This is a genomic window from Pseudomonas sp. DVZ6 (assembly GCF_024259445.1).
Taxonomy (GTDB): Bacteria; Pseudomonadota; Gammaproteobacteria; order Pseudomonadales; family Pseudomonadaceae; genus Aquipseudomonas; species Aquipseudomonas peradeniyensis.
This window is the reverse complement of the sequence record NZ_JANCLM010000021.1, coordinates 13006-35836: the sequence shown is the minus strand read 5'-3', so window position 1 is coordinate 35836 and position 22831 is coordinate 13006. Positions and strand designations below refer to the sequence as shown.

The 22831-nt window shown below is 67.0% G+C and carries 16 protein-coding genes; 5 read left to right on the top strand and 11 right to left on the bottom strand.

Annotated elements, in window-relative coordinates:
• Positions 1-38 precede the first annotated feature (38 nt).
• From NMG10_RS13920 to NMG10_RS13905, 4 genes are all read right to left on the bottom strand, one after another.
• Positions 39-1430, bottom strand: coding sequence for an APC family permease (locus NMG10_RS13920; RefSeq protein ID WP_254464551.1), 1392 nt, complete (start codon positions 1428-1430; stop codon positions 39-41).
• 257 nt (positions 1431-1687) lie between these two features.
• A complete protein-coding gene (locus NMG10_RS13915; protein ID WP_254464550.1) occupies positions 1688-2935 on the bottom strand; it encodes a carbohydrate porin in 1248 nt (415 codons plus the stop codon).
• Between the two features lie 125 nt (positions 2936-3060).
• Positions 3061-5466, bottom strand: coding sequence for a glucose/quinate/shikimate family membrane-bound PQQ-dependent dehydrogenase (locus tag NMG10_RS13910; RefSeq protein WP_254464549.1), 2406 nt, complete (start codon positions 5464-5466; stop codon positions 3061-3063).
• Between the two features lie 240 nt (positions 5467-5706).
• A complete protein-coding gene (locus NMG10_RS13905) occupies positions 5707-6300 on the bottom strand; it encodes a TetR/AcrR family transcriptional regulator (RefSeq protein WP_254464548.1) in 594 nt (197 codons plus the stop codon).
• 103 nt (positions 6301-6403) lie between these two features.
• Here NMG10_RS13905 and NMG10_RS13900 point away from each other — a divergent pair, with 103 nt between their 5' ends.
• Positions 6404-7771, top strand: coding sequence for an MATE family efflux transporter (locus NMG10_RS13900; protein ID WP_254464547.1), 1368 nt, complete (start codon positions 6404-6406; stop codon positions 7769-7771).
• On the opposite strand, the gene NMG10_RS13895 is transcribed toward NMG10_RS13900, so the two are convergent.
• Positions 7762-8106, bottom strand: coding sequence for a cupin domain-containing protein (locus tag NMG10_RS13895; RefSeq protein WP_232857602.1), 345 nt, complete (start codon positions 8104-8106; stop codon positions 7762-7764). The genes NMG10_RS13900 and NMG10_RS13895 overlap by 10 nt on opposite strands.
• 60 nt (positions 8107-8166) lie before the next feature.
• Here NMG10_RS13895 and NMG10_RS13890 point away from each other — a divergent pair, with 60 nt between their 5' ends.
• A complete protein-coding gene (locus NMG10_RS13890; RefSeq protein ID WP_203646233.1) occupies positions 8167-9066 on the top strand; it encodes a LysR family transcriptional regulator in 900 nt (299 codons plus the stop codon).
• A gap of 107 nt (positions 9067-9173) precedes the next feature.
• Positions 9174-10370 (top strand): MFS transporter, encoded by a 1197-nt coding sequence (locus tag NMG10_RS13885; protein ID WP_203646235.1) that lies wholly within the window; start codon positions 9174-9176, stop codon positions 10368-10370.
• A gap of 12 nt (positions 10371-10382) precedes the next feature.
• Here NMG10_RS13885 and NMG10_RS13880 read toward each other — a convergent pair whose 3' ends face one another.
• Entirely contained in the window at positions 10383-10994 is a 612-nt protein-coding gene (locus tag NMG10_RS13880; protein ID WP_232857598.1) for a LysE family translocator, read from the bottom strand.
• Positions 10995-11094: 100 nt separating this feature from the next.
• On the opposite strand from NMG10_RS13880, the gene NMG10_RS13875 reads away from it, so the two are divergent.
• Positions 11095-12075, top strand: coding sequence for a GlxA family transcriptional regulator (locus NMG10_RS13875; RefSeq protein ID WP_254464546.1), 981 nt, complete (start codon positions 11095-11097; stop codon positions 12073-12075).
• A gap of 129 nt (positions 12076-12204) precedes the next feature.
• On the opposite strand, the gene NMG10_RS13870 is transcribed toward NMG10_RS13875, so the two are convergent.
• The 5 genes from NMG10_RS13870 to metH form a co-directional block, all read right to left on the bottom strand.
• Positions 12205-13062 carry a CAP domain-containing protein gene (locus NMG10_RS13870; RefSeq protein ID WP_203646240.1) on the bottom strand — a complete coding sequence of 286 codons (858 nt, stop codon included), beginning with the start codon at positions 13060-13062 and terminating at the stop codon, positions 12205-12207.
• A 277-nt stretch (positions 13063-13339) separates the two neighbouring features.
• On the bottom strand, positions 13340-14494 hold the full coding sequence (locus NMG10_RS13865) for a cysteine desulfurase family protein (RefSeq protein ID WP_254464545.1): 1155 nt from the start codon (positions 14492-14494) through the stop codon (positions 13340-13342).
• 164 nt (positions 14495-14658) lie between these two features.
• A complete protein-coding gene (locus tag NMG10_RS13860; RefSeq protein ID WP_254464544.1) occupies positions 14659-15138 on the bottom strand; it encodes a DUF2269 domain-containing protein in 480 nt (159 codons plus the stop codon).
• A gap of 1 nt (position 15139) precedes the next feature.
• Positions 15140-16252, bottom strand: a complete 1113-nt coding sequence (locus NMG10_RS13855; protein WP_203646242.1) for a saccharopine dehydrogenase family protein — start codon at positions 16250-16252, stop codon at positions 15140-15142.
• Positions 16253-16444: 192 nt separating this feature from the next.
• Positions 16445-20152, bottom strand: a complete 3708-nt coding sequence (metH, locus tag NMG10_RS13850; protein WP_254464543.1) for a methionine synthase — start codon at positions 20150-20152, stop codon at positions 16445-16447.
• A 173-nt stretch (positions 20153-20325) separates the two neighbouring features.
• Between metH and NMG10_RS13845 the strand changes: the two genes are divergently transcribed.
• Positions 20326-22626 carry a fatty acid cis/trans isomerase gene (locus tag NMG10_RS13845; protein WP_254464542.1) on the top strand — a complete coding sequence of 767 codons (2301 nt, stop codon included), beginning with the start codon at positions 20326-20328 and terminating at the stop codon, positions 22624-22626.
• Positions 22627-22831: the final 205 nt, after the last annotated feature.

Genomic DNA, 22831 nt, shown 5'->3' with positions numbered 1-22831 from the left:
GCAGGCATCTGTGGGAGCGGGGTGGCCCCGTGACAAGGTTACAGCGGCTCAGGCCTGAACAACGGTTTCTTCATCACGCCCTTGATCCACACGACGGCAATCAGCGACACCACCGCCAGTACCACTCCCGCCGTACCGAACACCTTCAGGTTCATCTCCGGGCTGGGCGAGGCATGCCAGATCGCGTACAGCATCCCGCCGATACCGAACAGCTGCGGCAGTGGGTAGAACGGTGTGCGAAATGGCCTCGCCAGATGTGGGTAGCGCAGCCGCAAGGCGATCACATCCAGGTGCACGATGATGTACGCCAGCAGCCAGGCCAGCGCGGCGGCCAGCAGCAACAGGTTGATTGCCGCGGCGTCCTGGCCCATCAGCAGGATAGGCAGGCCGGTGATCGCCGCGACGAACAGCACGGCCACCCAGGGCGTGCGCGCCCGCGGGCTGAGCTGCTTGAACTGGGGGAACGCCTGGCCGTTGCAGGCCATGCCGTAGAGCATGCGTGGAATGGCCGCGAGCGACGTGTTGAGGGTGCTGCAGGTGGCGGTCACCGCGGCGATCACCAGGAACACCTCGCCGGTCTTGCCGAACACCGTGGTGGCGAACAGGTAGTGGGGCAGGGCGTCGCTGCTCAGGGCTTCCCGGGGCACCAGGAACAGCGCGCCCAAGCCGTACAGGCCGATGGTGGCGAAGATCACGGTCAGGCCGATGATCATCGAGCGCGGGATGTTGCGTTCGGGCTTGCGGGTTTCCTCCACCAGCGAGCAGACGAACTCGGCGCCGACGAAACCCCACACGGCCATGGCGGTCAGGGCCAGCACCCCGGCGCCCATGGGGTTCCAGTCGCCCTGCAGCAGGGTGGTGGTGACCCCCTCGGCATGCCCTTCGCTGATCGCGGCGATGCCGAGGATCAGCAGTACGATCACCATGACCACGGCCATGGCGCTCTGCAGCTTGGCGAAGATGTCGATGCCCATCAGGTTGAGGCCGGTGAACAGGGCGAGCACGCCGAAGGCCACCGAGTACTGCGGGAACACCCCGGGGTAGACCTTGCCGATGATCAGGTCGAGCAACAGCAGCTCGGCCGACAGGGCGAACATGGCCACCACCACGTAGCCGGAAAAGGTCGCCAGGATCGCCGGGAAGTGCCCCAGCGCCACTTCGGTGTAGCTCGACAGGCTGCCGGCGCGCGGCACCAGCAGGGATAGTTCCGAGAAGGAAAAGGCGTAGCTCAGGGCCAGCAGGTAGGCCAAGCCCAAGGGCACGATGAAGCCCAGGCCGGCGGCGCCGACCCCCTGCAGCATCATCACCATCACCCCTTGCGACACCACCAGGCCCACGGCCACCGCCAGCAGCGACCCCAGCCCCAGGACCCGGCGAAAGCCGGCTTGATCGTGCTGCACGCTGGCAGGCACGGACGCACTTGCACTCATGACAGTTTCCCCGCTCTTTGTTGTTGTAGTTGCGCCAGATACTGGGACAGGGGGCGGGGCGGGGAAATTAGTAAATATGTGGTTGCTGGGCAGGAAAAAGCTATGCGCGCCAACGCGGACCTGTAGGAGCGGCCTTGCGCCGCGAACGGGCTGCATGGCAGCCCCGGCGATTGATGCTTTAACGCTAAAACCCAGGGGCTGCTGCGCAGCCCTTTCGCGGCACAAGGCCGCTCCTACAGGTCACGCCAGGCTTGGTTTCAGAACGTCGCCTTGACCTGCAAGCCGAACACCAGCGCGTTGTCGATGTTCTTCCCGGAAAACGCCCCCGGCTCGACGATGTACTGCACATCCGGCCGCAGGTTCAGCCACGCGGTGGCCTGGTAGCCATAGCTCAGCTCGACCAACTGCTCGGCGCTGTCGAGGTTGGGGACGGGCTGCCCGGCATCGACGGCCGCATCTTCCAGCACATCGCGGCTACGCGGGTTCGGCACCGCGCGGCCATACCCCAGCGCGACGGTATCCCGTGGCCGGCTTGCGAACGGCTTGTACAGCACCACGCCTGCGCCATACCACCTGGTGAACGGCGAGGCGGCCTTGCTCGACGCCGAGTACTGGCCGAAGGCATGCAGGCTGCGCTCGGGCGATACCGGGTCGTTCCACACGGCCTGGTCGACCAGCAGGTAATGCCCACCACGACCGGCGACTTCCTCGCTGCTGCCGATGCGCTTCGCGTTCGAGCTGTCGTAGTAGTAACCGAGCTTGTACTCGCCCGGCAGTTCGCCGCGCAGCTTGTACACCAGCTCCACCGGGACCACGGTGCCGGTGCTGTGCTTGGGCCCCAGGTGCCAGGCACGGCTGGCATTGCCGTTGCTCTCTGGGTCGACGTTGAACGCCGCCACCCGCAGTTGCCAGTCGGGCGTCAGGTCATATTTCACCCGTACGCCGAGGTGGGCGTTGGGGTAGTTGGTCCAGCCGCTGCCGCCGGACATGTTCAGCGGGTGACCGCAGAAGCCGGCGTTCATGAAGTTGCACAGGATGCCGCTGTCCAGGCCGCCGAGGTCGTTGCCCATGGCCATGTAGCCGAGCTTGAGGTTCAGCGCGGGCGACAGGTTGCGCTCGTAGCTGAGTTCGGTCAGGCGGGTGTAGAGGCCGCCGTAGTTTTCCTGGATCGGCAGGCGGTTGCCCACCAGGTCCTCCGAGGCGCTGTTACCGCGCCGGTCGTTGATGGTCAGCTGGACCTTGCCGCCGTTGTCCAGGCCGTACAGCTTCGACAGGTCGAACTGCACGCCCAGCTTGAGGTTCTGCGAGTAGCGGGCCGAGCGGTGCAGGCCGCCATGGGCGTTGTAGGCGGTCTCGCCGCTGTAGTCGCCGGTGAAGCTGATGCCGTCTGCCGCGAGCCGGTGGCGCAGGCCGCCCCAGTCGCCGGTCAGGGTGTTGTCGTCGGCGAGAGACGCGGTGCTGGTCAGCAAGAGAAAGAAGGGAGTGAAACGAAAAGCACGGGGCATTGCGTAATCTCGGGTTGTGTATAGGGCCCCTTCGCGGGTAAACCCGCTCCCACAGGGACCGCACAAGTTGCAGTCCAGTGAAAGTCCTGTGGGAGCGGGTTTACCCGCGAAGAGGGCGACGCGGTTCAGGGCAGGGCGTACGCCATCACGTAGTCGCCACGATCGGTCGACTGGCGTGCGCCGCCGGCGGTGATCACCACGTACTGCTTGCCGGTCTTCGGCGACACATAGGTCATCGGGCCGCCCTGGCTGCCGACCGGCAGGCGGGCCTTCCAGATCTCGTTGCCGTTGCCGCTGTCGTAGGCGCGCAGGTAGAAGTCCTGGGTGCCGGCGATGAACACCAGGCCGCCCTGGGTGGACAGGGTGCCGCCCAGGGTCGGCAGGCCGATCTTGATCGGCAGGTGCATGCGGATGCCCAGGGGGCCGGTGTCCTCGACAGTGCCGACCGGTACCTGCCAGGCGATCTGCCGGGTCTTCATGTCGATGGCGGTGAGGGTGCCGAATGGCGGCGCCTGGCACGGGATACCGGCCACCGACAGGAAGCGGTTCTTGTTCACCGCATACGGTGTGCCCTTGAGCGGCACCGCGCCCATGCCGGTGTTCAGCGCCTCGCCGCCGCCCGCTGCCGCACCCGTGTTCTGCGAAGGGATCATCTGGATCCACAGGCCCAGGCGCATGTCATTGACGAAGATGAAGCCATGCACCGGGTCGGTGGAGAGGCTGCCCCAGTTCATGCCGCCCAGCGAACCCGGGAAGCTCAGCGACAGGTCGGTGCCCGGCGCGGTGTACAGGCCGTCATAGCGCATCTTCTTGAAGTCGATGCGGCACAGCAGCTGGTCGTACGGGGTGGCGCCCCACATGTCCGACTCGGTCAGGGTCTGCGCGCCGATCTGCGGCATGCCCACCGACTTCGGCTGGGTCGGCGAATACGGCTCGTTGGGGATGTTGCCCGGTTTTACCGGTACTTCGTCGACCTGGGTCAGCGGCTTGCCGGTGGCGCGATCGAGCACGTAGATCTGCCCGGCCTTGGTGCCGATCACCACGGCGGGCACGGTATTGCCGTCATCCTTGGTGAAGTCGATCAGGCTCGGCTGCATCGGCAGGTCGAAGTCCCAGAGATCGTTGTGCACGGTCTGGTACACCCACTTTTCGTTGCCGGTGGTGGCGTCCAGGGCCAGCACCGAGGCGCCGTAGGTGTGATCAAGCTTGTTGCGTTCGACGCCGTAGATGTCGGTGGACGAGGAGCCCATCGGCAGGAACAGGGTGTTCATCGCAGGGTCGTACGACATCGGCGCCCAGCTGTTGGGTGTGCTGCGCACGTAGGTCCGGTCGTCTTGCGGGGCGTCGCGGTCCTGCGGGTTGCCCGGGTCGAAGGCCCAGCGCTGGGCGCCGGTGATCACATCGAAGCCACGGATCACGCCGCCGGGCATGTCGGTCTGGACGTTGTCGGCGACGCGGCCGCCGACCACCACGGTGGTACCGGCCATCAACGGTGCCGAGGACAGCTGGTAGTACGAGTCCGGCACGTTGCCCAGGCCGGCCTTGAGGTCGACCTGGCCGTTGTCGCCGAAGCCTTCGCAGAACGCGCCGGTGTCGGCATCGACTGCGATCAGGCGGGCATCGATGGTGTTGGTCAGCAGGCGGCGCTGGCAGTTGGCGCCGGCCGGCACGCTGCTCACGCTGACCGGCGTGCTGTCGGGCCGGGTCGGCTGGGCGATCGGCGCGCTGGCGTCGAAGTAGGCCAGGCCGCGGCAGCGCTGCCAGACCTTGGACTGGGCGTTGATGGCGTTCTTCCACAGCTCCTTGCCGGTGTCGGCGTCGAGGGCGATCAGGTTGTTGTGCGGGGTGCAGATGAACACCTTGTCGCCCACCTGCAGCGGCGTGAGCTGGTCTTCGGCGCCGTTGCCGTCGCTGAGGGCGACGTCACCGGTGTGGTAGGTCCAGGCCACCTTGAGCTGGTCGACGTTGCCACGGTTGATCTGGTCCAGCGCGGCGAAGCGGCTGCCGCCCTCGGTGTTGCCGTAGTGGGCCCAGTCCTTCTGTTGCTGGCCGGGTTCCACTGGCGTCAGGCCCGGGCCCTTGCTGGTAGGAGCGACGCTGGGGTGGGCGACGAACATGTTGCCGGCGGCGATCGCCAGCGCCACGCCCAGCAGACCGGCGATGCCGTAGGCGCCACGCGCCGGGCGCCGGACCAGTTGCGGATACACCAGCACTACCACCAGGCCGATGGCGGCGAACATGAACAGCCGCGAGAACAGCGGCCAGAACACCAACCCGGCGTCGGCCACGGCCCAGATCGCGGTACCGGCGAGGAACAGCGCATAGAGCCAGGCGCCAGCGGGCTTGCGACGGGCGATGAGGATGCCGGCAATGGCCATGGCCAGGCCGCCGCCCAGGAAGTACCAGGAGCCGCCCAGGCCGGCCAGCTTGACGCCGCCGGCAGCCAGGAGCAGGCCGAGCAGGGCGATGACGACGCCCAGGCCGACCAGGATGAAGGTTGAGGCGCCGGAGGCGCGGGGTGAGTCTTTCATGCCAGGGATCTCGCAGGTGGAATGCGAGAAGTTTAAGCCCTTAGCAAGCTAATTAACAAGTTAGTACATTTTTCGGCGAGCAAAATTTCTATAGGCCGTAATCCTCCCGTGTAGGAGCGGCCTTGTGCCGCGAAAGGGCCGCAAAGCGGCCCCGGCGATCTTTGCTCAGTCCTGAAATCCTGGGGCCGCTGCGCAGCCCTTTCGCGGCACGAGGCCGCTCCTACAGGTGGGCGTAGCCATTCAGACCTGCAACCCCTCCATCAAACAGCGCAACGCCCCCTTCACCCGTTCCGCCGCCGCCTGCGGATCGTCCTGGGCGATCACCCACATGCCGCTGTCGCCCATCGCGCCGTTGATCAGGTGCGCCATGGCCACGGCGTCGAAGGCGCGCAGCCTGCCGGCCTGCTGCAACTCCACCAGCCCCTGGGCCATGGGCCCGATGTAGCTGGCTTCCTCCAGTTCGCGCAGGCGCGGGCCGAGTACCCCGGGGGCGTCCTGCAGCAGGATGCGCCGCAGGGCCGGCTCGTGCAGCAGGTCGTAGTAGTACAGGCAGGTGTCGATATAGCCGTCCCATGGGTCGTCGTGGGTGGCGTAGCGGGCGTCGAGCGCCTGGTTGATCTCCTCGAGCAGGTGCTCCACCACGGCGCTGAACAGCCCGGCCTTGCCGCCGAAATGGTGGTGCAGGGCGCCCCGGGTGAGGTCGGCTTCGGCGCACAGTTCGTCCATCACCACGGCGGCAAAGCCCTTTTCGGCGAACTGGCGGCGGGCGACGGCGATCAGCCGTTCGATGGTATCCGCGCTCATGGCGGCGCGGCTGCGGCGAGGGGTGGGCATGGAGGGCTCCGGGTGAAAAGCGATGGCTGCAAACTAGCATACGTTGCGTATGTCAATAAATGGCATTAGCATACGCGGCGTATGTCAATTGGAGGTTACTACCGTGACTGCCCTTGTTTCACGCAAGAACATTGCCTGGCTGGGTGAGCTGCCCGGTCTGTTGCGCCTGGCGCTGCCGCTGGTGCTGGGCCTGTCGGCGGCCGAGCTGATCAGCCTGACCGATACCGTGCTGCTGGCCTCGCTGGGCACCGTGGTGCTGGCCTGTGTCGCGCTGACCAGCAGCGCCGGGCTGATCTTCCATGCCGGGCTCTACGGCATGCTTGCCACCCTCAGCGTGCGCGTCGGCCATGCCTTCGGCGCCGACGACCCCGGCACCGTGGCGCGCACCCTGCGCGCCGGGCTGGGCTATGGCCTGCTGGTGGGCATCCTCGGCTGCCTGGCGATGCTGGCCTGCCTGCCATTGGTGCAATGGCTGGGCGTGCCGCTGCCCGACGTGGCGCTGCTGACGCCGTACTGGCAGGCCATGGCGGTGTTCCTGATCCCGTACTGCCTGGCGGTGGTGTTCAAGGATGTGCTGGAAGCCATCGGCCGGCCCTGGGTGGGCGTGCTGCTGGTGATGAGCGCGGTGCTGTTCAACATTCCGCTGAGCTACGGGTTGATCCACGGCCATTTCGGCCTGCCGACGCTGGGCCTGCTGGGCGCGGGTATCGCCGGGGTGATCGCCGAATCGCTGGCGGTGTTGCTGGCCCTGGCTTATTGGCGCCTGGCGCCATCGCTGGCCCGCTACCGTCAGGCGCCGCAGGGGGCGCGACTGAGCTGGCGCACGCTGCTGGGCGAAGGCTGGCCGCTGGGCCTGGGTTATCTCGCCGAAGCCGGCGCGGTGGTGATCGCCGCCTGGATGCTGGGCTGGCTGGGTAATGCCGCACTGGCGGCCAACCAGGTGGTGCAATCGATCGGCGCGTTGCTGTACATGCTGCCGCTGGGCATGGCCGCGGCGGTGAGCATCCGCATCAGTCAGGCCCAGGGCCGCGGCGAGACGGCGCGCATCCGTGCCATCGGCAGCGCCACCTTTGCCAGCGTGAGCGCCTGGATGCTGGTGGCCACCGTGCTGTTGGCGTTGTTCGGCCGCTCCATCGCCGAGGCCATGAGCGACGACCCGCAGGTGATCGCCATCGCCGTGCCGATGTTCGTGGTGGTCGCGGCCATGCAGGTGGCCGATGGCTTGCAGTCCACCGCGCTGGGCGCCTTGCGCGGCCTGCAGGACTACCGCTGGCCGGTGGGCGTGACCATGATCAGCTACTGGTTGCTGGCGTTGCCGCTGAGCTACTGGCTGGCCTTCCACTCCGCGCTGGGCGCGGTGGGTGTGTGGGTCGGGTTCGCCTGTGGCCTGGCCGTGGCGGCGGTGCTGCTGCCGTGGCGGTTCTATCGCCTGCAGGCGATGCCTGCCGCAGCGGCCTTGGCTCAGCCCTGATAGAACACCGCCAGCCATACCGTAGCCACGCCGGGTTCGGTCCACTCCACGCGGTGGCGGCAACCGGGCGGGATGTCCAGATGGTCGCCGGGGCGCAGCACGCGGGTGCGCGGCTCATGCTCCAGGCGCAGCCCGGCGCTGCCACTGAGCACGACCACCCATTCGCCCTCGGTCTGGTCGTACCAGAACCCTGGCGGGCTGGCCTGGCCGCTGGAGACGATGCGCTCGATGCGCAGACCCGGGCGCCGGAGCAGGTCGGTGAACTGCTCGTCGGCGTCGGGCGCGAGCGGGGGCAGGGCGGTAAACAGGTTGTCGGGCATGGGCGCCTCGCGCATGGTTGATTCCAGCCGGTGATTGTAGGAAGGTTTCGGCCTTTGCCCCATGGAAGATTGACGATGGACAAGCTGCTGGCGCTCAAGGTGTTCATGGCCACCGCCGAGGTCGGCGGCTTTTCCGCCGCTGCGCGCAGGCTGGGGGTGGCGACCTCCTCGGTGACCCGCCAGGTCGACGCCTTGGAACTGGAGCTGGGGGCCAGCCTGCTCAACCGCTCGACCCGCCAGGTCAGCCTGACCGAAGCCGGCGCCAGCTACTACCAGCGGGCCCGCGAGATCCTCGAGGCCCTGGCCGAGGCCGACGCCAGCGTCGCCGACCGCGGCGAGGAACCAGTCGGCGTGTTGCGCCTGTGCCTGCCGGTGGAATTCGGTCGCCGGGTCATCGCTCCGCACCTGGGCGCGTTCCTCGCCCGCCACCCGGCACTGGAACTGGACATCGACCTGAGCGACCGCTTCGACGACCTGCTCGATGGTCGCTACGACCTGAGCATCCGCCTCGGCGAGCCGGCGCCCAGCGACGAACTGGTGTGTCGCCCGCTGGGGCGTTTCGAGCGCTGGCTGGTGGCCAGCCCGGCATACCTGAGCCAGCAGCCAGTGCTTACCGAACCGCAGCAACTGGCCGCGTGCGCCTGCCTGCGCTTTCGCTACGGCCAGTCGGCACGGCCCTGGCGGCTGAGCCTGGGCGAGCAGCGCCTGGAACTGGACGTCAGCGGCCCGTTGCGCAGCGCCAACGCCGACCTGCTGCGCGAGGCGGCCATTGCCGGTAGCGGCGTGGCGCTGCTGGCCGACTGGCTGGTGCGCGAGGATGTCGAAGCCGGGCGCCTGCAAAGGTTGTTCGCCGACTGGACGGTGAGTCCGGGGGCGGCCAGCGCCAGCATCAACGCTCTGTACCTGCCCAACCACCGAGGCTCGCGCCGGGTCATGGCGTTCGTCGCCTTCTGCGAGGGGCTGCTGGCCGGCTGAGGTGTTGCGCGCCACGCAAAGGCCCGTTGCGCGGGCGATGGATTCTCGCCGGGGCGGTTGTCCGTCACCCTTCGCGCACATCCTTTCGCAAGCCGAGGTACCCTCGAATGAATCCCTCCCTCGCCGTCGCCCAGGCATCGGCCCCAGGCCTGAGCCGCACCCTGGTGACGCTACTGGCGTTCTGCTGCGGCGCCATCGTCGCCAACATCTACTACGCCCAGCCCATCGTCGGCCTGATCGCGCCGGACCTGGGGCTGCCCGCCGAACGGGCCAGCCTGATCGTGTCCCTGACCCAGATCGGCTACGCCCTGGGCCTGTTGTTCCTGGTGCCGCTGGCCGACCTGCTGGAGAACCGCCGGCTGATGATCGCCACGGCGGTGCTGGCCACCGGCAGCTTGTTGCTGGCCGGCACCAGTGGCCACGGGCAGGGCGAGATGTTCCTGCTGTACGCGCTGCTGATCGGCTTCAGTTCGGTGGCGGTGCAGATGCTGATACCGCTGGCGGCGCACCTGGCGGCGGAGCGCGAGCGTGGCCGGGTGGTCGGCAACATCATGGGCGGGTTGCTGCTGGGCATCCTGCTGGCACGGCCGCTGGCGAGCCTGGTGGCGGATCACTTCGGCTGGCGCGCGGTGTTTGTCGGTGCCGCCGGGGTGATGGTGGCGATCATCCTGCTGCTGGCGTTGACCTTGCCGCGCCGGGTGCCTGAGCACAAGGCCAGCTATGCCGGGCTGATGGCTTCGTTGCTGGTGCTGCTGCGCCGTTATCCGGTGTTGCGCCAGCGGGCACTGTTCCAGGCACTGATGTTCGCGGCGTTCAGCCTGTACTGGACGGCGGTGCCACTGGCGCTGGCCGGCGAGCACGGCCTGTCGCAGAGCCAGATCGCGCTGTTTGCCCTGGTCGGGGCGGTGGGCGCGGTGGCGGCGCCGCTGGCCGGTCGGCTGGCCGATGCCGGCCATGCGCGACGCGCTTCGCTGCTGGCGATGGCCCTGGCGCCGCTGGCGTTGCTGCTGGGCCTGAGCGCGCCGGGCGCCAGCGTGATCGGCCTGGGGTTGACCGGGGTACTGCTGGATTTCGCCGTGCAGATGAACATGGTCATCGGCCAGCGTGAGGTGTATGCGCTGGATCCGGCCAGCCGTGGCCGGCTCAATGCCTTGTACATGACCAGCATCTTCCTCGGCGGGGCGCTGGGCTCGGCGCTGGCCAGTGGGGTGTATGCGCAGTATGGCTGGAGCGGCGTGGCGTTGCTGGGCGCGGGATTGCCGGCGCTGGCGCTGGTGGTGTTCCTGGTCGTTTCCCGGCGTTGATCCCTGGGGCTTCTATCGTCCCAGCGGCAGGGCCACGCCGATCAGCGCGAACAGGCTCCCGCAGCAGCGGTTGAACCCACGTCCGCCCTTGGCCAGCCACGGGCGGATGCGAAACGCCAGGCGGGCCAGCAGGTACTCCACCAGGCATTCGACACTGGCGAAGGTCGCCGCCATCACCACGAACTGCACCAGCAGGCCGCGCTGCGGATCGATGAACTGGGGCAGGAACGCGCCATAGAACAGCAGCACCTTGGGGTTGGCCAGCGCCGACAGGCAGCCCTGGCGGAACAGCCCGGCATTGCCCAGCGCCACGCTGCCGCGTGGTTGCTCCAGGTGCAGCGCCGGGGTGCGCCACAGCTGGATCCCCAGCCAGACCAGGTAGGCCCCGCCGACCCACTTGAGCACCGTCAGCACCGAGGCCGAGGCCTGCAACAGGGCGCTCAGGCCGAACATGGTCAGGGCGATCAGGAGACTGAAGCCCAGCACCCCGCCGAGGATGGTGAACAGCGTGCGGCGGGCGCCGTACAGCGCGCCATGGGTCAGGGCCAGCAGGCTGTTCGGACCTGGGGTCAGCGACAGGCCGATGCTGGCGAGCAGGTAGATGAGCCAGGTGTCGAGTGCCATGGGGGAGCCTTGTTTATGTGCAGGGCGTCAGTGTAGGGCAGGGCAGTGGGAATACAGGGTAGTATCTGGCCATTGAATGGTTATATCTGGACATACCTCAATGACACCCGACCTGCGCCTGCTGATCCTGCCGTTACCGGAGTTCGCCCTGCTGCCGTTCGGCGCGTTCCTCGACAAGCTGCGCTTTTCCGCCGACGACGAGGACTACAGCCGCCAGCGCTATTGCCGCTGGATCGTGCTCGGCCTGGACCGGGAACCGGTGGTTTCCAGCAGCGCGGCGATCGTTCAGGTCGAGGCGACGCCAGCGGACATCCGCTGGGGCGACTACGACCACCTGGTGCTGTTCGGTGGGCGCAACGCCAGTGCCACGGCGGCACTGGCGCCGCGTTACAAGGCCTTGCTCAAGCAGGCGGCCAAGGCCGGGGTGAAGCTGGTGTGCGTCGACAACGCGGCCTTCCTGTTGGCGGCCTGTGGCCTGCTGGACGGTCATCAGGTGGTGGTGCACTGGCGCCATGAGGCGGAGTTTCGCCTGGCGTTTCCCCGTGTGCGCCTGCTGACCGGGCAGCTGTTCTGCTTCGACGGTGGCCGCATCACCTGTGCCGGCGGCACGGCAGCCATCGACCTGGCGGTGGAATTGATCGCCCGCGCCAGTGGCCGCGCTCGGGCGCTCAAGGGCCTGGCCGACATGCTGGTGGACGAGAGCCGGGATAGCCTCCATGCCTTGCGTTCACTGGAGGCCGGTGCCGGGCAGGGGCGCCAGGTGCGGCGGGCCACGGCGCTGATGCGCCACCACCTGGCGACGCAGATGCCAGTGGAGGCGTTGGCGGCAGAGCTGGGCATCAGCCGGCGCCAGCTCGACCGCCAGTTCCAGGCCTGCCATGGCATGAGCGCCAAGGCCTGGTGGCAGGAACTGCGCCTGCAGCAGGCGCGCTGGCGCTTGCTCAACTCCAGCCACAGCCTGGCACAGATCGCCGATGAGGTGGGGATGGCAGATGCCAGCTACCTGGGCAAGTGGGTACGGCGGCGGTTTGGTTGCACGGCGCTGGCGTTGCGCAACTCGGGCCATGCACCGTCCCTGTAGGAGCGGCCTTGTGCCGCGAAAGGGCTGCGCAGCAGCCCCTGTCTCGGTGAAACGCTGAAATTGTCGGGGCCGCTTTGCGGCCCTTTCGCGGCACAAGGCCGCTCCTACAGGGACGGTGCCTGGCAGGGTTTACTGCGGCGTACCGAACAACCCCGTCCAGTAGATCCCGGCATCGCTCTTCGGGTCCACCGCATACGCCGCCCCCAGCTCGCGGAAGTCCGGGTTCATCAGCGTGGCGCAGTGCCCTGGGCTGGCCAGCCAGCCGTCGACCACCTTGCGCGCGGTGTCGCGCCCGGCGGCGATGTTCTCGCCGATCTGCCGGTACAGGTAGCCGGCCAGCTCCGCCCGATCACCTGGGGTGCGGCCCTCGCGGTCGAGATGGTCGAAGAAGTTCTGGTTGGCCATGGCCCGGGTGTGGTTGGCGGCGACGCCCGCCAGGGTGGTGCTCCAGGCCAGCGCCGGGGCGGCGGGGTAGGGCTGGCCGCCGCACTGGCGGGGCAGGTTGCGCGCGGCGTTGATCTCCTGCAGCAGCTTCTGCCCTTCGGCCTGCCAGTCACCCAGGCGAGCGCTGAGCAGCGGTCGGGCCAGGACAATGCGCCAGTCGCGGCCCTCCTGGCTGACGCCGATGTCGACGAACTGCGGGTCGAGCACCACCTGGCAGAAGCTCTCCTCGATGGCCTTCATCGCTGCCTGGGCGTCCCGTGGGCCGGACAGGCTGATGGCCTGGACGTTGACCATCGGGTAGGCGGCGCGGGTCATGGCCTGCTGCAGGTCGCGGGTGCCTTCGGGCGACAGCGCCAGGCGGGTGTCGCTGTTGAGCGGCGGCAATTCCAGCGAGGCTTCGCCACCACAGCGCTGGGCCTGACTGCGGTAGACGTTGATCGTATCGATCAGTTGCGCCTCTTCACCGGTGAAGGCCTGGGCGCTGGTAGCGGCGAGCAGGCCCAGCGTCAGGCCGACGAGGCAGGCAACGGATGGGACGCGCATGTGGATCTCCCTGTAACTGGCAGCGTCTGGATCTGCGCTGCCCATCCTACACAACGGCAAGGCTTTTGGCCCGGCCATGTGCAGTGTGAAAAGGCGGGCCTTGGCAGTCGAATGCGGTTGGCAAAAGAGGGAGTAGACCGCTGCTCGGCGAAAAAGTGCGATCGTTGTTGGCGCGCTATTGCTTCAAGGTACAGAAGAAGGTTGTGACCCTGCGGTCAACGTGGAGAACCGGCTGTATCACCGGCACCATTTTGACCTGCAGGGATTGCAGCGTGTCTTACCAGAGTGCCACCGCTGCTGCTCCGACAACCCGGCCGAATACCGCCAGCGCCGTGTCCACGTCCGCTTCGCTGGTGTAGCGCCCGAGGCTCAGACGCACGCTGTTGCGCGCCTGGTGCTCGTCGAGGCCAAGAGCCAGCAGCACATGGGACGCCGCGTTGCTCGCCGAGTTGCAGGCCGAGGTGGTGGACAGCGCCAGCTCGCCGGCCAGGGCCAGGCTGTTGAAACCCTTGGCGTCGATGCGCAGGTTGAGGGTGTGGGGAATACGCTGCATCGCGCAGCCATTGAGCGTCACTCCGGGCAAGGCCAGCAGGCCGTCGCGCAGGCGCCGGGCGAGCTGTTCCAGGCGTTGGTACTCCGTCTCGCCGGGCTGGCCGGCCAAGTCGAAGGCGCTGCCCATGCCGACGATCTGGTGGGTGGCCAGGGTGCCGGAACGCAGGCCGCGTTCATGGCCGCCACCGTGCATCTGCGCACGCATGACCGGGCGAGCGTGAGGGCCGACGTAGAGGGCGCCGATGCCCTTGGGGCCGTAGACCTTGTGCGCCGAGAACGACATCAGGTCGACGGCCTGGTGCGCCAGGTCGATGCGGACCTTGCCCACGGCCTGGGCCGCGTCCACATGCAGCAGCGCGCCATGCTCGCGGACCAACTGGCCGATACGGGCGAAGTCAGTCACCGTGCCCAGTTCATTGTTCACCGCCATCAGCGACACCAGGCGCGTGTCCGGGCGCAAGGCGGCCTGCACGGCTTCGGCCTGGATCAGGCCATGGGCGTCGGGCGCCAGGCGGGTCACTGTCCAGCCCTGGCGCTCCAGTTCGGCGGCGGTGTCGAGGATGGCCTTGTGTTCGAGCTGGCTGGTCAGCAGGTGCCCCGGCTGCGCGAAGCCTTGGGCGACGCCCTTGAGCGCCAGGTTGTTGGATTCGGTGGCGCCGGAGGTCCAGACCAGATCGTCGGGCTGTGCGCCCACCTGCATGGCCACCTGCTGGCGGGCCTGTTCGACGGCCTCGCGGGCCGCCTGGCCGTGGACGTGGCCACTGGAGGCGGGGTTGCCGAAGTTCGCCTCGCGTCCCAGGCAGGTGAGCATGGCGGCAATGACCCGGTCATCGACCGGAGTGGTGGCGGCGTAATCGAAGTAGAGCGGGGTGCTGGGCATGATCGCGGGCGGGTCCGTGCGTGGACGCCGCCTGTCGGCATCCATGGACATCATCCTAGGCAACTGCCGGTATGAATGTTTTTTCTTTTTCCCGTTCCAGGGCGATTTTAGAAAAAAATTCTATTCCTTTTCGTTATGTATTTAGAATTTTTTTCTTACGAGGGTCAGAGCCATTGCCACGGTGCCTGCTTGGTGATCATCACCAGCACGATCAGGAACATACCGGCAAACCCCGCCACCCCCATCCACAGCCAGGGGCGGTACAGCCGCTGATAGTCCTCACCCAGCACTGTGCCATGCTCGACCGCCTGGGCCGCGAGGCGCTGCATGCGCGTCTGCAACAGCAGCACCGGCAGCCACAGGGCGCCCACCGTGAAAAAGATCAGCAGTGCGCCACGCAGCCAGTCCGTGGACCACGGCATGCCGGTCACGCTGACCATGGCGTAGCCAGTCAGCAACTGCAGCACTCCGGCGGGTGTGGTGATCCAGGCATCGAAGCGCACCACCATCCTGGCCACGGCGGCGATCACCCGTGGATCGCGGCTGCGGTTCGCGGCGATCAGGTACAGGTACGAGCCCATGCCGAAACCGAACAGGAATACGGCAGCGATCACATGCAGGTACTTGAGCAGCAGGTAGCTCATCTCAGCCTCGCCCGTGCTGGAAGCTGACGCTGTAGCGCACCTTGTCCGGTTCGCCGATGGCCGCCAGGTACTGCTCGACACTGATCTCGCCGACGCAGGGGCGGGCGCCCGGGGCTGGGGTGTAGCCCTCGATGACCCTGGCCATCAGCGCCACCGCCGCGCAGCTGGGAATTTCCGGGCCCTTGTCGTCGCGGGCGCTGACCTGGGCCTGCAGGCGCAGTGGCTGGCCCTGCATGTCCAGGCCGCGGACATCGAGGTACATCGCACTCATGCCATCGCCAAAGCGCTCGAAATGGCCGCCCAGGCGATGCAGACGCCGCGCCCAGGGCAGCGGATCGCGCACCAGGCCGTACTTGACCAGCAATGCCAGCGCGGCATTGGCCAGGCCACCGGCCATGAGCCCGGAGCCGGCCTTGAACGCCAGGTCTCGGGCGCCGTAGCGCTCGGCGAAGATGTCCATGTCCGGCACATCGACGTTGTTCAGCAGGCGCCAGCCCAGGCCAGGCAGGTGGCGCAGCTGCAGGCCGAGCCAGCCGTCGACGGTGTGCGGGCGTCCGTCGCGCCACTGGCGGATCGGCCGGCCGGCGTAGGCCAGCACGCCCTCGATGGTGGACAGGCCGGGCATCTTCGCCGAGGAGGAAATGCCGTGCTCGATACGGTCTATGCGGCTGAAGTGATGGCGCTGCTCGTCGAGGATCGCCGACGACAGGCTGGGCACCGAGCTGCAGCCGCTGAGCAGCGCGACATTGGCCTGGCGGGCGCGGGCGTCCAGGCGCTCAATGCCGTTGACGAACACCCGGCAGTCGGAGAGGTCGCAATAGCTGGCGCCGGCCTCGATGCAGGCTTCGGCCACGCTGTAGGGCTGGCCCTGGAAGGGGCCGCCGGTATGGATCACCCAGTCGATGCGCAGCGTGCGCAGTGCCTCGGCGAAGCCGGGGGCCATGGCGTCGCCGCACCAGCTTTCGCTGCCGCTCAGCTGGGTGGCCAGTTGGGCGAGGCTGTTGGCGTTACGGCCGGCGATCACCAGTTGCACGGCGGGCATCTGCTGCAGGTGGCGGCAGATGATCCGGCCGAAGTTGCCGTAGGCGCCGATCACCAGGATTCTGCGGGACATGCGGGGGTCCTTGTGCATGTGTCGGGGGAGGAAAAGCTGACTTACATTTCCCTGTAGGAGCGGCCTTGCGCCGCGAAAGGGCCGCAGAGCGGCCCCAGCGATCGTTGCATCAACACTGAGATCCTGGGGCTGCTACGCAGCCCTTTCGCGGCGCAAGGCCGCTCCTACACAGAGGGGGCAGCGCAGGGCTGGTCAGCCCTCGTAGCCCAGGTTCGGCGCCAGCCAGCGTTCGCTGACGCTGACATCCTGGCCCTTGCGCGCGCTGTATCGCTCGATCTGGTCCTTGTCCACCTTGCCCACGGCGAAGTACTGCGCCTGCGGGTGGGCGAAGTACCAGCCGCTGACTGCTGCCGCCGGGAACATGGCGAAGTGCTCGGTGAGGAACACGCCGCTCGGGCCGGTCTCGCCGATGGCGGTGCCATCGAGCAGGCGGAACAGGGTTTCCTTCTCGGTGTGGTCCGGGCAGGCCGGGTAGCCGGGGGCCGGGCGGATACCGCTGTACTGCTCCTTGATCAGCGCCTCGTTGTCCAAGTGCTCGTCCTTGGCGTAACCCCAGTGCTCCTTGCGCACCTGCTCGTGCAGCCACTCGGCGCAGGCCTCGGCCAGGCGGTCGGCCAGGGCCTTGACCATGATCGAGCTGTAGTCGTCGCCCTTGTCCTGGTAGGCCTTGGCCACTTCCTCGGCGCCGATGCCGGCGGTGGTGATGAAACCGCCGACATAGTCGGTCACGCCGCTGTCCTTCGGCGCGACGAAGTCGGCCAGCGACCAGTTCGGCTTGCCGTCGGGCTTGATAGTCTGCTGGCGCAGGTGGTGGAGGGTGGCCAGGGTGTCACCGTTGCCGCCATACACCTCGATGTCGTCGTGTTCGACCTGGTTGGCCGGCCAGAAACCGAACACCGCGCGGGCGCTGATCAGCTTCTCGTCGATCAGCTTGTCGAGCATTTCGCGGGCGTCCTTGTACAGCGCCGTGGCAGCCTCGCCGACCACTTCGTCGGTGAGGATGCGCGGGAACTTGCCGGCCAGGTCCCAGGAGATGAAGAACGGCGTCCAGTCGATGTACTCGGCCAGGGTGCGCAGGTCGATGTCTTCCAGCACCTTGACGCCGGTGAAGGAGGGCACCGCGGCCTGGTAGCCGACCCAGTCGTACTGCGGCTTGGCGGCGATGGCCTGGGCGTAGCTCAGGCGTTCGGTGCGGGCGCTGCGGTTGGCGGTGCGCTCGCGCACCTCGACGTATTCCTGGCGGGTCTTCTCGACGAAGCCGCTCTTGAGCTCCTTGGACAGCAGCTGGGTGGCCACGCCCACCGCGCGCGAGGCGTCGGTGACATAGACCACGGCGTCGTTGGAATACTTGGGCTCGATCTTCACCGCGGTGTGGGCTTTCGAGGTGGTGGCGCCACCGATCATCAGCGGCAGGTGGAAGTCCTGGCGCTGCATCTCGCGGGCGACGTGGACCATCTCGTCCAGCGACGGGGTGATCAGGCCGGACAGGCCGATGATGTCGCACTTCTGCTCGCGGGCGGTCTGCAGGATTTTCTCGGCCGGGACCATCACGCCCATGTCGACGATGTCGTAGCCGTTGCAACCGAGCACCACGCCGACGATGTTCTTGCCGATGTCGTGCACGTCGCCCTTGACCGTGGCCATGAGGATCTTGCCCTTGGCCTCCGGCTTGTCGCCTTTCTCTTCCTCGATGAACGGAATGAGGTGGGCCACGGCCTGTTTCATCACGCGGGCGGACTTCACCACCTGCGGCAGGAACATCTTGCCGGCGCCGAACAGGTCGCCGACCACGTTCATGCCGCTCATCAGCGGGCCTTCGATGACTTCGATGGGGCGCGCCGACTGTTGGCGGCATTCTTCGGTGTCTTCGACGATGTAGGCGGTGATGCCCTTGACCAGCGCATGCTCGAGGCGCTTGTCCACCGGCATCGAGCGCCATTCTTCGTTCTCGACTTCCTTGGTGGCACCGCCGCCCTTGTAGTCGTCGGCAATCGCCAGCAGGGCGTCGGTACCGTGCGGGGTGCGGTTGAGCACCACGTCCTCGACCTTCTCACGCAATGCCGCCGGGATCTCGTCATAGATCTCCAGCTGGCCGGCGTTGACGATACCCATGGTCAGGCCGTTCTGGATCGCGTGGTAGAGGAACACCGAGTGGATCGCCTCGCGCACCGGGTTGTTGCCGCGGAACGAGAACGACACGTTGGACACGCCGCCGGAGCTCAGGGCATACGGCAGGTGATCGCGGATATAGGCGCAGGCCTCGATGAAATCTACCGCGTAGTTGTTGTGCTCCTCGATGCCGGTGGCGACGGCGAAGATGTTCGGGTCGAAAATGATGTCTTCCGGCGGGAAGCCCACCTCGTTGACCAGGATGTCGTAGCTGCGCTGGCAGATCTCGCGCTTGCGCGCGGCGGTGTCGGCCTGGCCGACCTCGTCGAAGGCCATCACCACCACGGCGGCGCCGTAGCGCTTGCACAGGCGGGCGTGGTGCTTGAACTGCTCGACGCCTTCCTTCATCGAGATCGAGTTGACGATGCCCTTGCCCTGGATGCACTTGAGGCCGGCCTCGATCACCTCCCACTTGGAGGAGTCGATCATGATCGGCACCCGGGAGATGTCCGGCTCGCCGGCGATCAGGTTGAGGAAGCGGACCATGGCGGCCTGGGAGTCGAGCATCCCTTCGTCCATGTTGATGTCGATCACCTGGGCGCCGGCCTCGACCTGCTGCAGGGCCACCTCGAGCGCCTCGGTGTAGTTCTCTTCGCGAATCAGCCGGGCGAACTTGGCGGAACCGGTGATGTTTGTGCGCTCGCCGACGTTGACGAACAGCGACTGGCGATCGATGGTGAACGGCTCCAGGCCCGACAGGCGGCAGGCCTTGGGGATGTCCGGAATCGCCCGCGGCTTGTACTTGGCGACCGCCTCGGCGATGGCCTGGATGTGCGGCGGGGTGGTGCCGCAGCAGCCGCCGATGATGTTGAGGAAGCCGCTGGCGGCGAACTCCTCGACCACCGCGGCCATTTCCGCCGGGGTCTCGTCGTACTCGCCGAAGGCGTTGGGCAGGCCGGCGTTGGGGTGGGCGGACACATGGGTGTCGGCCTTGGTCGCCAGCTCTTCCAGATACGGACGCAGGTCCTTGGCGCCCAGGGCGCAGTTCAGGCCGACGGAGATCGGCTTGGCGTGGCGCACCGAGTTCCAGAAGGCTTCGGTGGTCTGGCCCGACAGGGTGCGGCCGGAGGCGTCGGTGATGGTGCCGGAGATCATGATCGGCAGTTCGACGTCGTCCTCCTCGAACACCTGCTGCACGGCGAAAATCGCCGCCTTGGCATTGAGGGTGTCAAAGATGGTCTCGATCAGGATCAGGTCGGCGCCGCCCTCGATCAGGCCACGGGTGGCCTCGATGTAGTTCTCCACCAGTTCATCGAAGGTGACGTTGCGATAGCCTGGGTCGTTGACGTCGGGGGAGATCGAGCAGGTGCGGCTGGTCGGGCCGAGCACGCCGGCGACGAAGCGCGGCTTGTCCGGGGTCTCGAGGGTCTTGGCGTCGGCCACCTGGCGGGCGACGCGCGCGCCCTCGACGTTGAGCTCGTACACCAGCGCTTCCATGCCGTAGTCGGCCTGGGAAATCTGCGTGGCGTTGAAGGTGTTGGTCTCGAGGATATCGGCGCCGGCGTCCAGGTAGGCTTTCTCGATCGCGGCGATGACATCCGGGCGGCTGAGCAGCAGCAGATCGTTGTTGCCTTTGACATCGCTTGGCCAATCGGCGAAGCGCGTGCCACGATAGTCGTGTTCCTCGAGGCGGTAACTCTGGATCATAGTACCCATGCCGCCGTCGAGGATCAGGATGCGCTCTTTGAGTGCTTTCTGGAGTGCTTGGTAACGAGCGCTGCGGTCGGACATAGGAACTACCTGGTCGGGCGAATATCAGAAGGTGCCGAATAATAACAAAGCTGCACGGATTTTAGGCGTACCGCCGATTTGCATGAATTTACTTCATGTTGGTGCGGCGCCCCAACACCTCAGGACCCGCCAGGCACATCGTGATGGCTTCAAGTAACCAGGACTTTCGGCACATGCTGCATCGCATATTTGCCAGCGCCTTCGCCTTGCTCATCAGTGGCGCGGCGTTCGGGCAGGCCCCCCAAGCGAGCCCGACGATTTCATACACCCGGGATATCCAACCGATCTTCACCGAGAAGTGCGTGGCCTGCCACGCCTGCAACGACGCCGCCTGCCAGCTCAACCTGGGCAGCGCCGAGGGCGCCGAGCGCGGTGCTTCCAAGGTGCCGGTCTACCAGGGCGAGCGCAGCCAGGCGGTGCCCACCACGCGGTTGTTCTACGATGCCCGTGACGAAGCCGGCTGGCGCAAGCAGGGCTTCTACTCGGTGCTGGACAAGCAGGGCAGCCAGGCCGCGCTGATGGCGCGCATGCTCGAGCTGGGCCACAAGACCCCGCTCACGCCCAATGCCAAGCTGCCCGAGGAGATCGTCCTGGGGCTCAACCGCAACAACATGTGCCCGTTGCCCCACGAGTTCGACGCCTACGCCGGCGCCCACCCCAAGGAGGGCATGCCGCTGGCGGTCACCGGCCTGACCGACCAGGAGTACCAGACCCTGCAGCGCTGGCTGGCGGCTGGCGCTCCGGTCGAGAAAACGCCGATCCAGCCCAGCGCGGTCGAGGCAAAGCAGATCGCCGACTGGGAAGAGCTGCTCAACCGCCCCGGTTCGACCGAGGCACTGGTCGGCCGCTGGCTGTACGAGCACCTGTTCCTCGCCCACATCCACTTCGTCGGCGGCGAGCCGGGCCACTTCTTCCAGTGGGTGCGTTCGCGCACGCCGAGCGGCCAGCCGGCAGACCTGATCGCCACCCGTCGCCCCAACGACCCGCCAGGCACCGATTTCTACTACCGGCTGATCCCGGTGCAGGGGGTGATCGTCCACAAGACCCACATCACCTACCCGATGGGGCCGCAGAAGCTCAAGCGGGTCAAGCAGCTGTTCTACAGCGGCGACTGGCATGCCTCGTCGCTGCCCGGCTACGGCCCGCGCCACCGCGCCAACCCGTTCGAGACCTTCGAGGCGATCCCGGCGGTGGCCCGCTACCAGTTCATGCTGGACAACGCCGAGTACTTCGTCCGCACCTTCATTCGCGGCCCGGTATGCCGTGGCCAGATCGCCACCGACGTGATCCGCGACAACTTCTGGGCGCTGTTCCAGGAGCCGGCCCACGACCTGTACATCACCGATGCCGAGTACCGGGGCGAGGCCACGCCGCTGCTGGCCATGCCCGGGCAGATCGACGACGTCGGCAGCGTGCTGAGCCTGTGGCACGCCTACCGCGACAAACGCAACGAGTACGAGGCGCTACGTCGCGAGGCCTATGCCGAGCAGCCGGCGCCGAGTTGGTCGACCCTGTGGGCCGGCAACGACAACGCGCTGCTGAGCATCTTCCGTCACTTCGACAGCGCCTCGGTGACCAAGGGCCTGATCGGTGACGTGCCGCTGACCATGTGGCTGTTCGACTACCCGCTGTTCGAGCGTACCTACTACCAGCTGGCGGTGAACTTCGATGTGTTCGGCAACGTCTCGCACCAGTTGCAGACACGCCTGTACTTCGACCTGATCCGCAATGGCGCCGAGATCAACTTCCTGCGCCTGATGCCGGCCGGCAAGCGCGGTGAGATCCTCGGCGACTGGTACCAGAACAGCGGCAAGGTGAAGATGTGGATGGACTACGAGGACATCGACACCAGCACCCCGAGCGCGCTGAAGCTGGACAAGCACGATCCCAAGCGTGACTTCGGCCTGCAGCTGCTGCAGCGCACCGGCAGCCTGAACGTGGCGCCCGATCCGATCAACCGCTGCCAGGGCGCCTATTGCTCGCGACCCGGCCTGTCCCAGGAGTTCCGCGACGTCGAGCAGTCGCTGAGCCGCCTGGTGTCGCGCCCGGCCGCGGGCCTGAAGGTGATCGGCCAGCTGCCCGAGGCGACCATGCTGCGCATCGAAGGGCAGGGCGGTCAGCGCCAGGTCTACAGCCTGCTGCGCAACCGCGCCCACAGCAACGTGGCGTTCCTGCTCGGCGAGGCCTACCGCTACCAGCCGGGGCTGGACACCCTGACCCTGGTCCCGGGCGTGCTCAGCAGCTACCCCAACTTCATCTTCAACATCCCGGTGGCCGATGTGCCGGAGTTCGTCGAGGACATGGAAGCGGCGCGGGACGACACGGCGAAGTTCGAGCGCATCGTCATGCGCTGGGGCGTGCGTCGCAGCCATCCCGAGTTCTGGCGCTACTTCCATGACCTGAACAGCTACATCAAGCAGACCGAGCCGGTGGAGGCGGGGGTGCTGGACATGAACCGCTACGAGAACCTCTGATCGGTTGGCCGGGACTTTCCCGGCCTGTTGCGGTCGGAACTGCTGGATGGTTTCGGTTGAAATGGCTCTGCAGCCATCGCCGGGGTAGGAGCGGCCTTGTGCCGCGAAAGGGCTGCAAAGCAGCCCCAGGGGCCTCCAGCAACGCTGCAAAGATTGCTGGGGCCGCGCAGCGGCCCTTTCGCGGCACAAGGCCGCTCCTACCCCC

What these genes read in the sequence shown, in the direction of transcription:
- NMG10_RS13870 (WP_203646240.1), bottom strand. Translation starts at nt 13,062, where the DNA reads ATGCGCGTCCCATCCGTTGCCTGCCTCGTCGGCCTGACGCTGGGCCTG.
- NMG10_RS13915 (WP_254464550.1), bottom strand. Translation starts at nt 2,935, where the DNA reads ATGCCCCGTGCTTTTCGTTTCACTCCCTTCTTTCTCTTGCTGACCAGC.
- NMG10_RS13895 (WP_232857602.1), bottom strand. Translation starts at nt 8,106, where the DNA reads ATGCGCGAGGCGCCCATGCCCGACAACCTGTTTACCGCCCTGCCCCCG.
- NMG10_RS13880 (WP_232857598.1), bottom strand. Translation starts at nt 10,994, where the DNA reads ATGGCACTCGACACCTGGCTCATCTACCTGCTCGCCAGCATCGGCCTG.
- NMG10_RS13905 (WP_254464548.1), bottom strand. Translation starts at nt 6,300, where the DNA reads ATGCCCACCCCTCGCCGCAGCCGCGCCGCCATGAGCGCGGATACCATC.
- NMG10_RS13865 (WP_254464545.1), bottom strand. Translation starts at nt 14,494, where the DNA reads ATGCCCAGCACCCCGCTCTACTTCGATTACGCCGCCACCACTCCGGTC.
- NMG10_RS13890 (WP_203646233.1), top strand. Translation starts at nt 8,167, where the DNA reads ATGGACAAGCTGCTGGCGCTCAAGGTGTTCATGGCCACCGCCGAGGTC.
- NMG10_RS13860 (WP_254464544.1), bottom strand. Translation starts at nt 15,138, where the DNA reads ATGAGCTACCTGCTGCTCAAGTACCTGCATGTGATCGCTGCCGTATTC.
- metH (WP_254464543.1), bottom strand. Translation starts at nt 20,152, where the DNA reads ATGTCCGACCGCAGCGCTCGTTACCAAGCACTCCAGAAAGCACTCAAA.
- NMG10_RS13910 (WP_254464549.1), bottom strand. Translation starts at nt 5,466, where the DNA reads ATGAAAGACTCACCCCGCGCCTCCGGCGCCTCAACCTTCATCCTGGTC.
- NMG10_RS13885 (WP_203646235.1), top strand. Translation starts at nt 9,174, where the DNA reads ATGAATCCCTCCCTCGCCGTCGCCCAGGCATCGGCCCCAGGCCTGAGC.
- NMG10_RS13845 (WP_254464542.1), top strand. Translation starts at nt 20,326, where the DNA reads ATGCTGCATCGCATATTTGCCAGCGCCTTCGCCTTGCTCATCAGTGGC.
- NMG10_RS13875 (WP_254464546.1), top strand. Translation starts at nt 11,095, where the DNA reads ATGACACCCGACCTGCGCCTGCTGATCCTGCCGTTACCGGAGTTCGCC.
- NMG10_RS13855 (WP_203646242.1), bottom strand. Translation starts at nt 16,252, where the DNA reads ATGTCCCGCAGAATCCTGGTGATCGGCGCCTACGGCAACTTCGGCCGG.
- NMG10_RS13920 (WP_254464551.1), bottom strand. Translation starts at nt 1,430, where the DNA reads ATGAGTGCAAGTGCGTCCGTGCCTGCCAGCGTGCAGCACGATCAAGCC.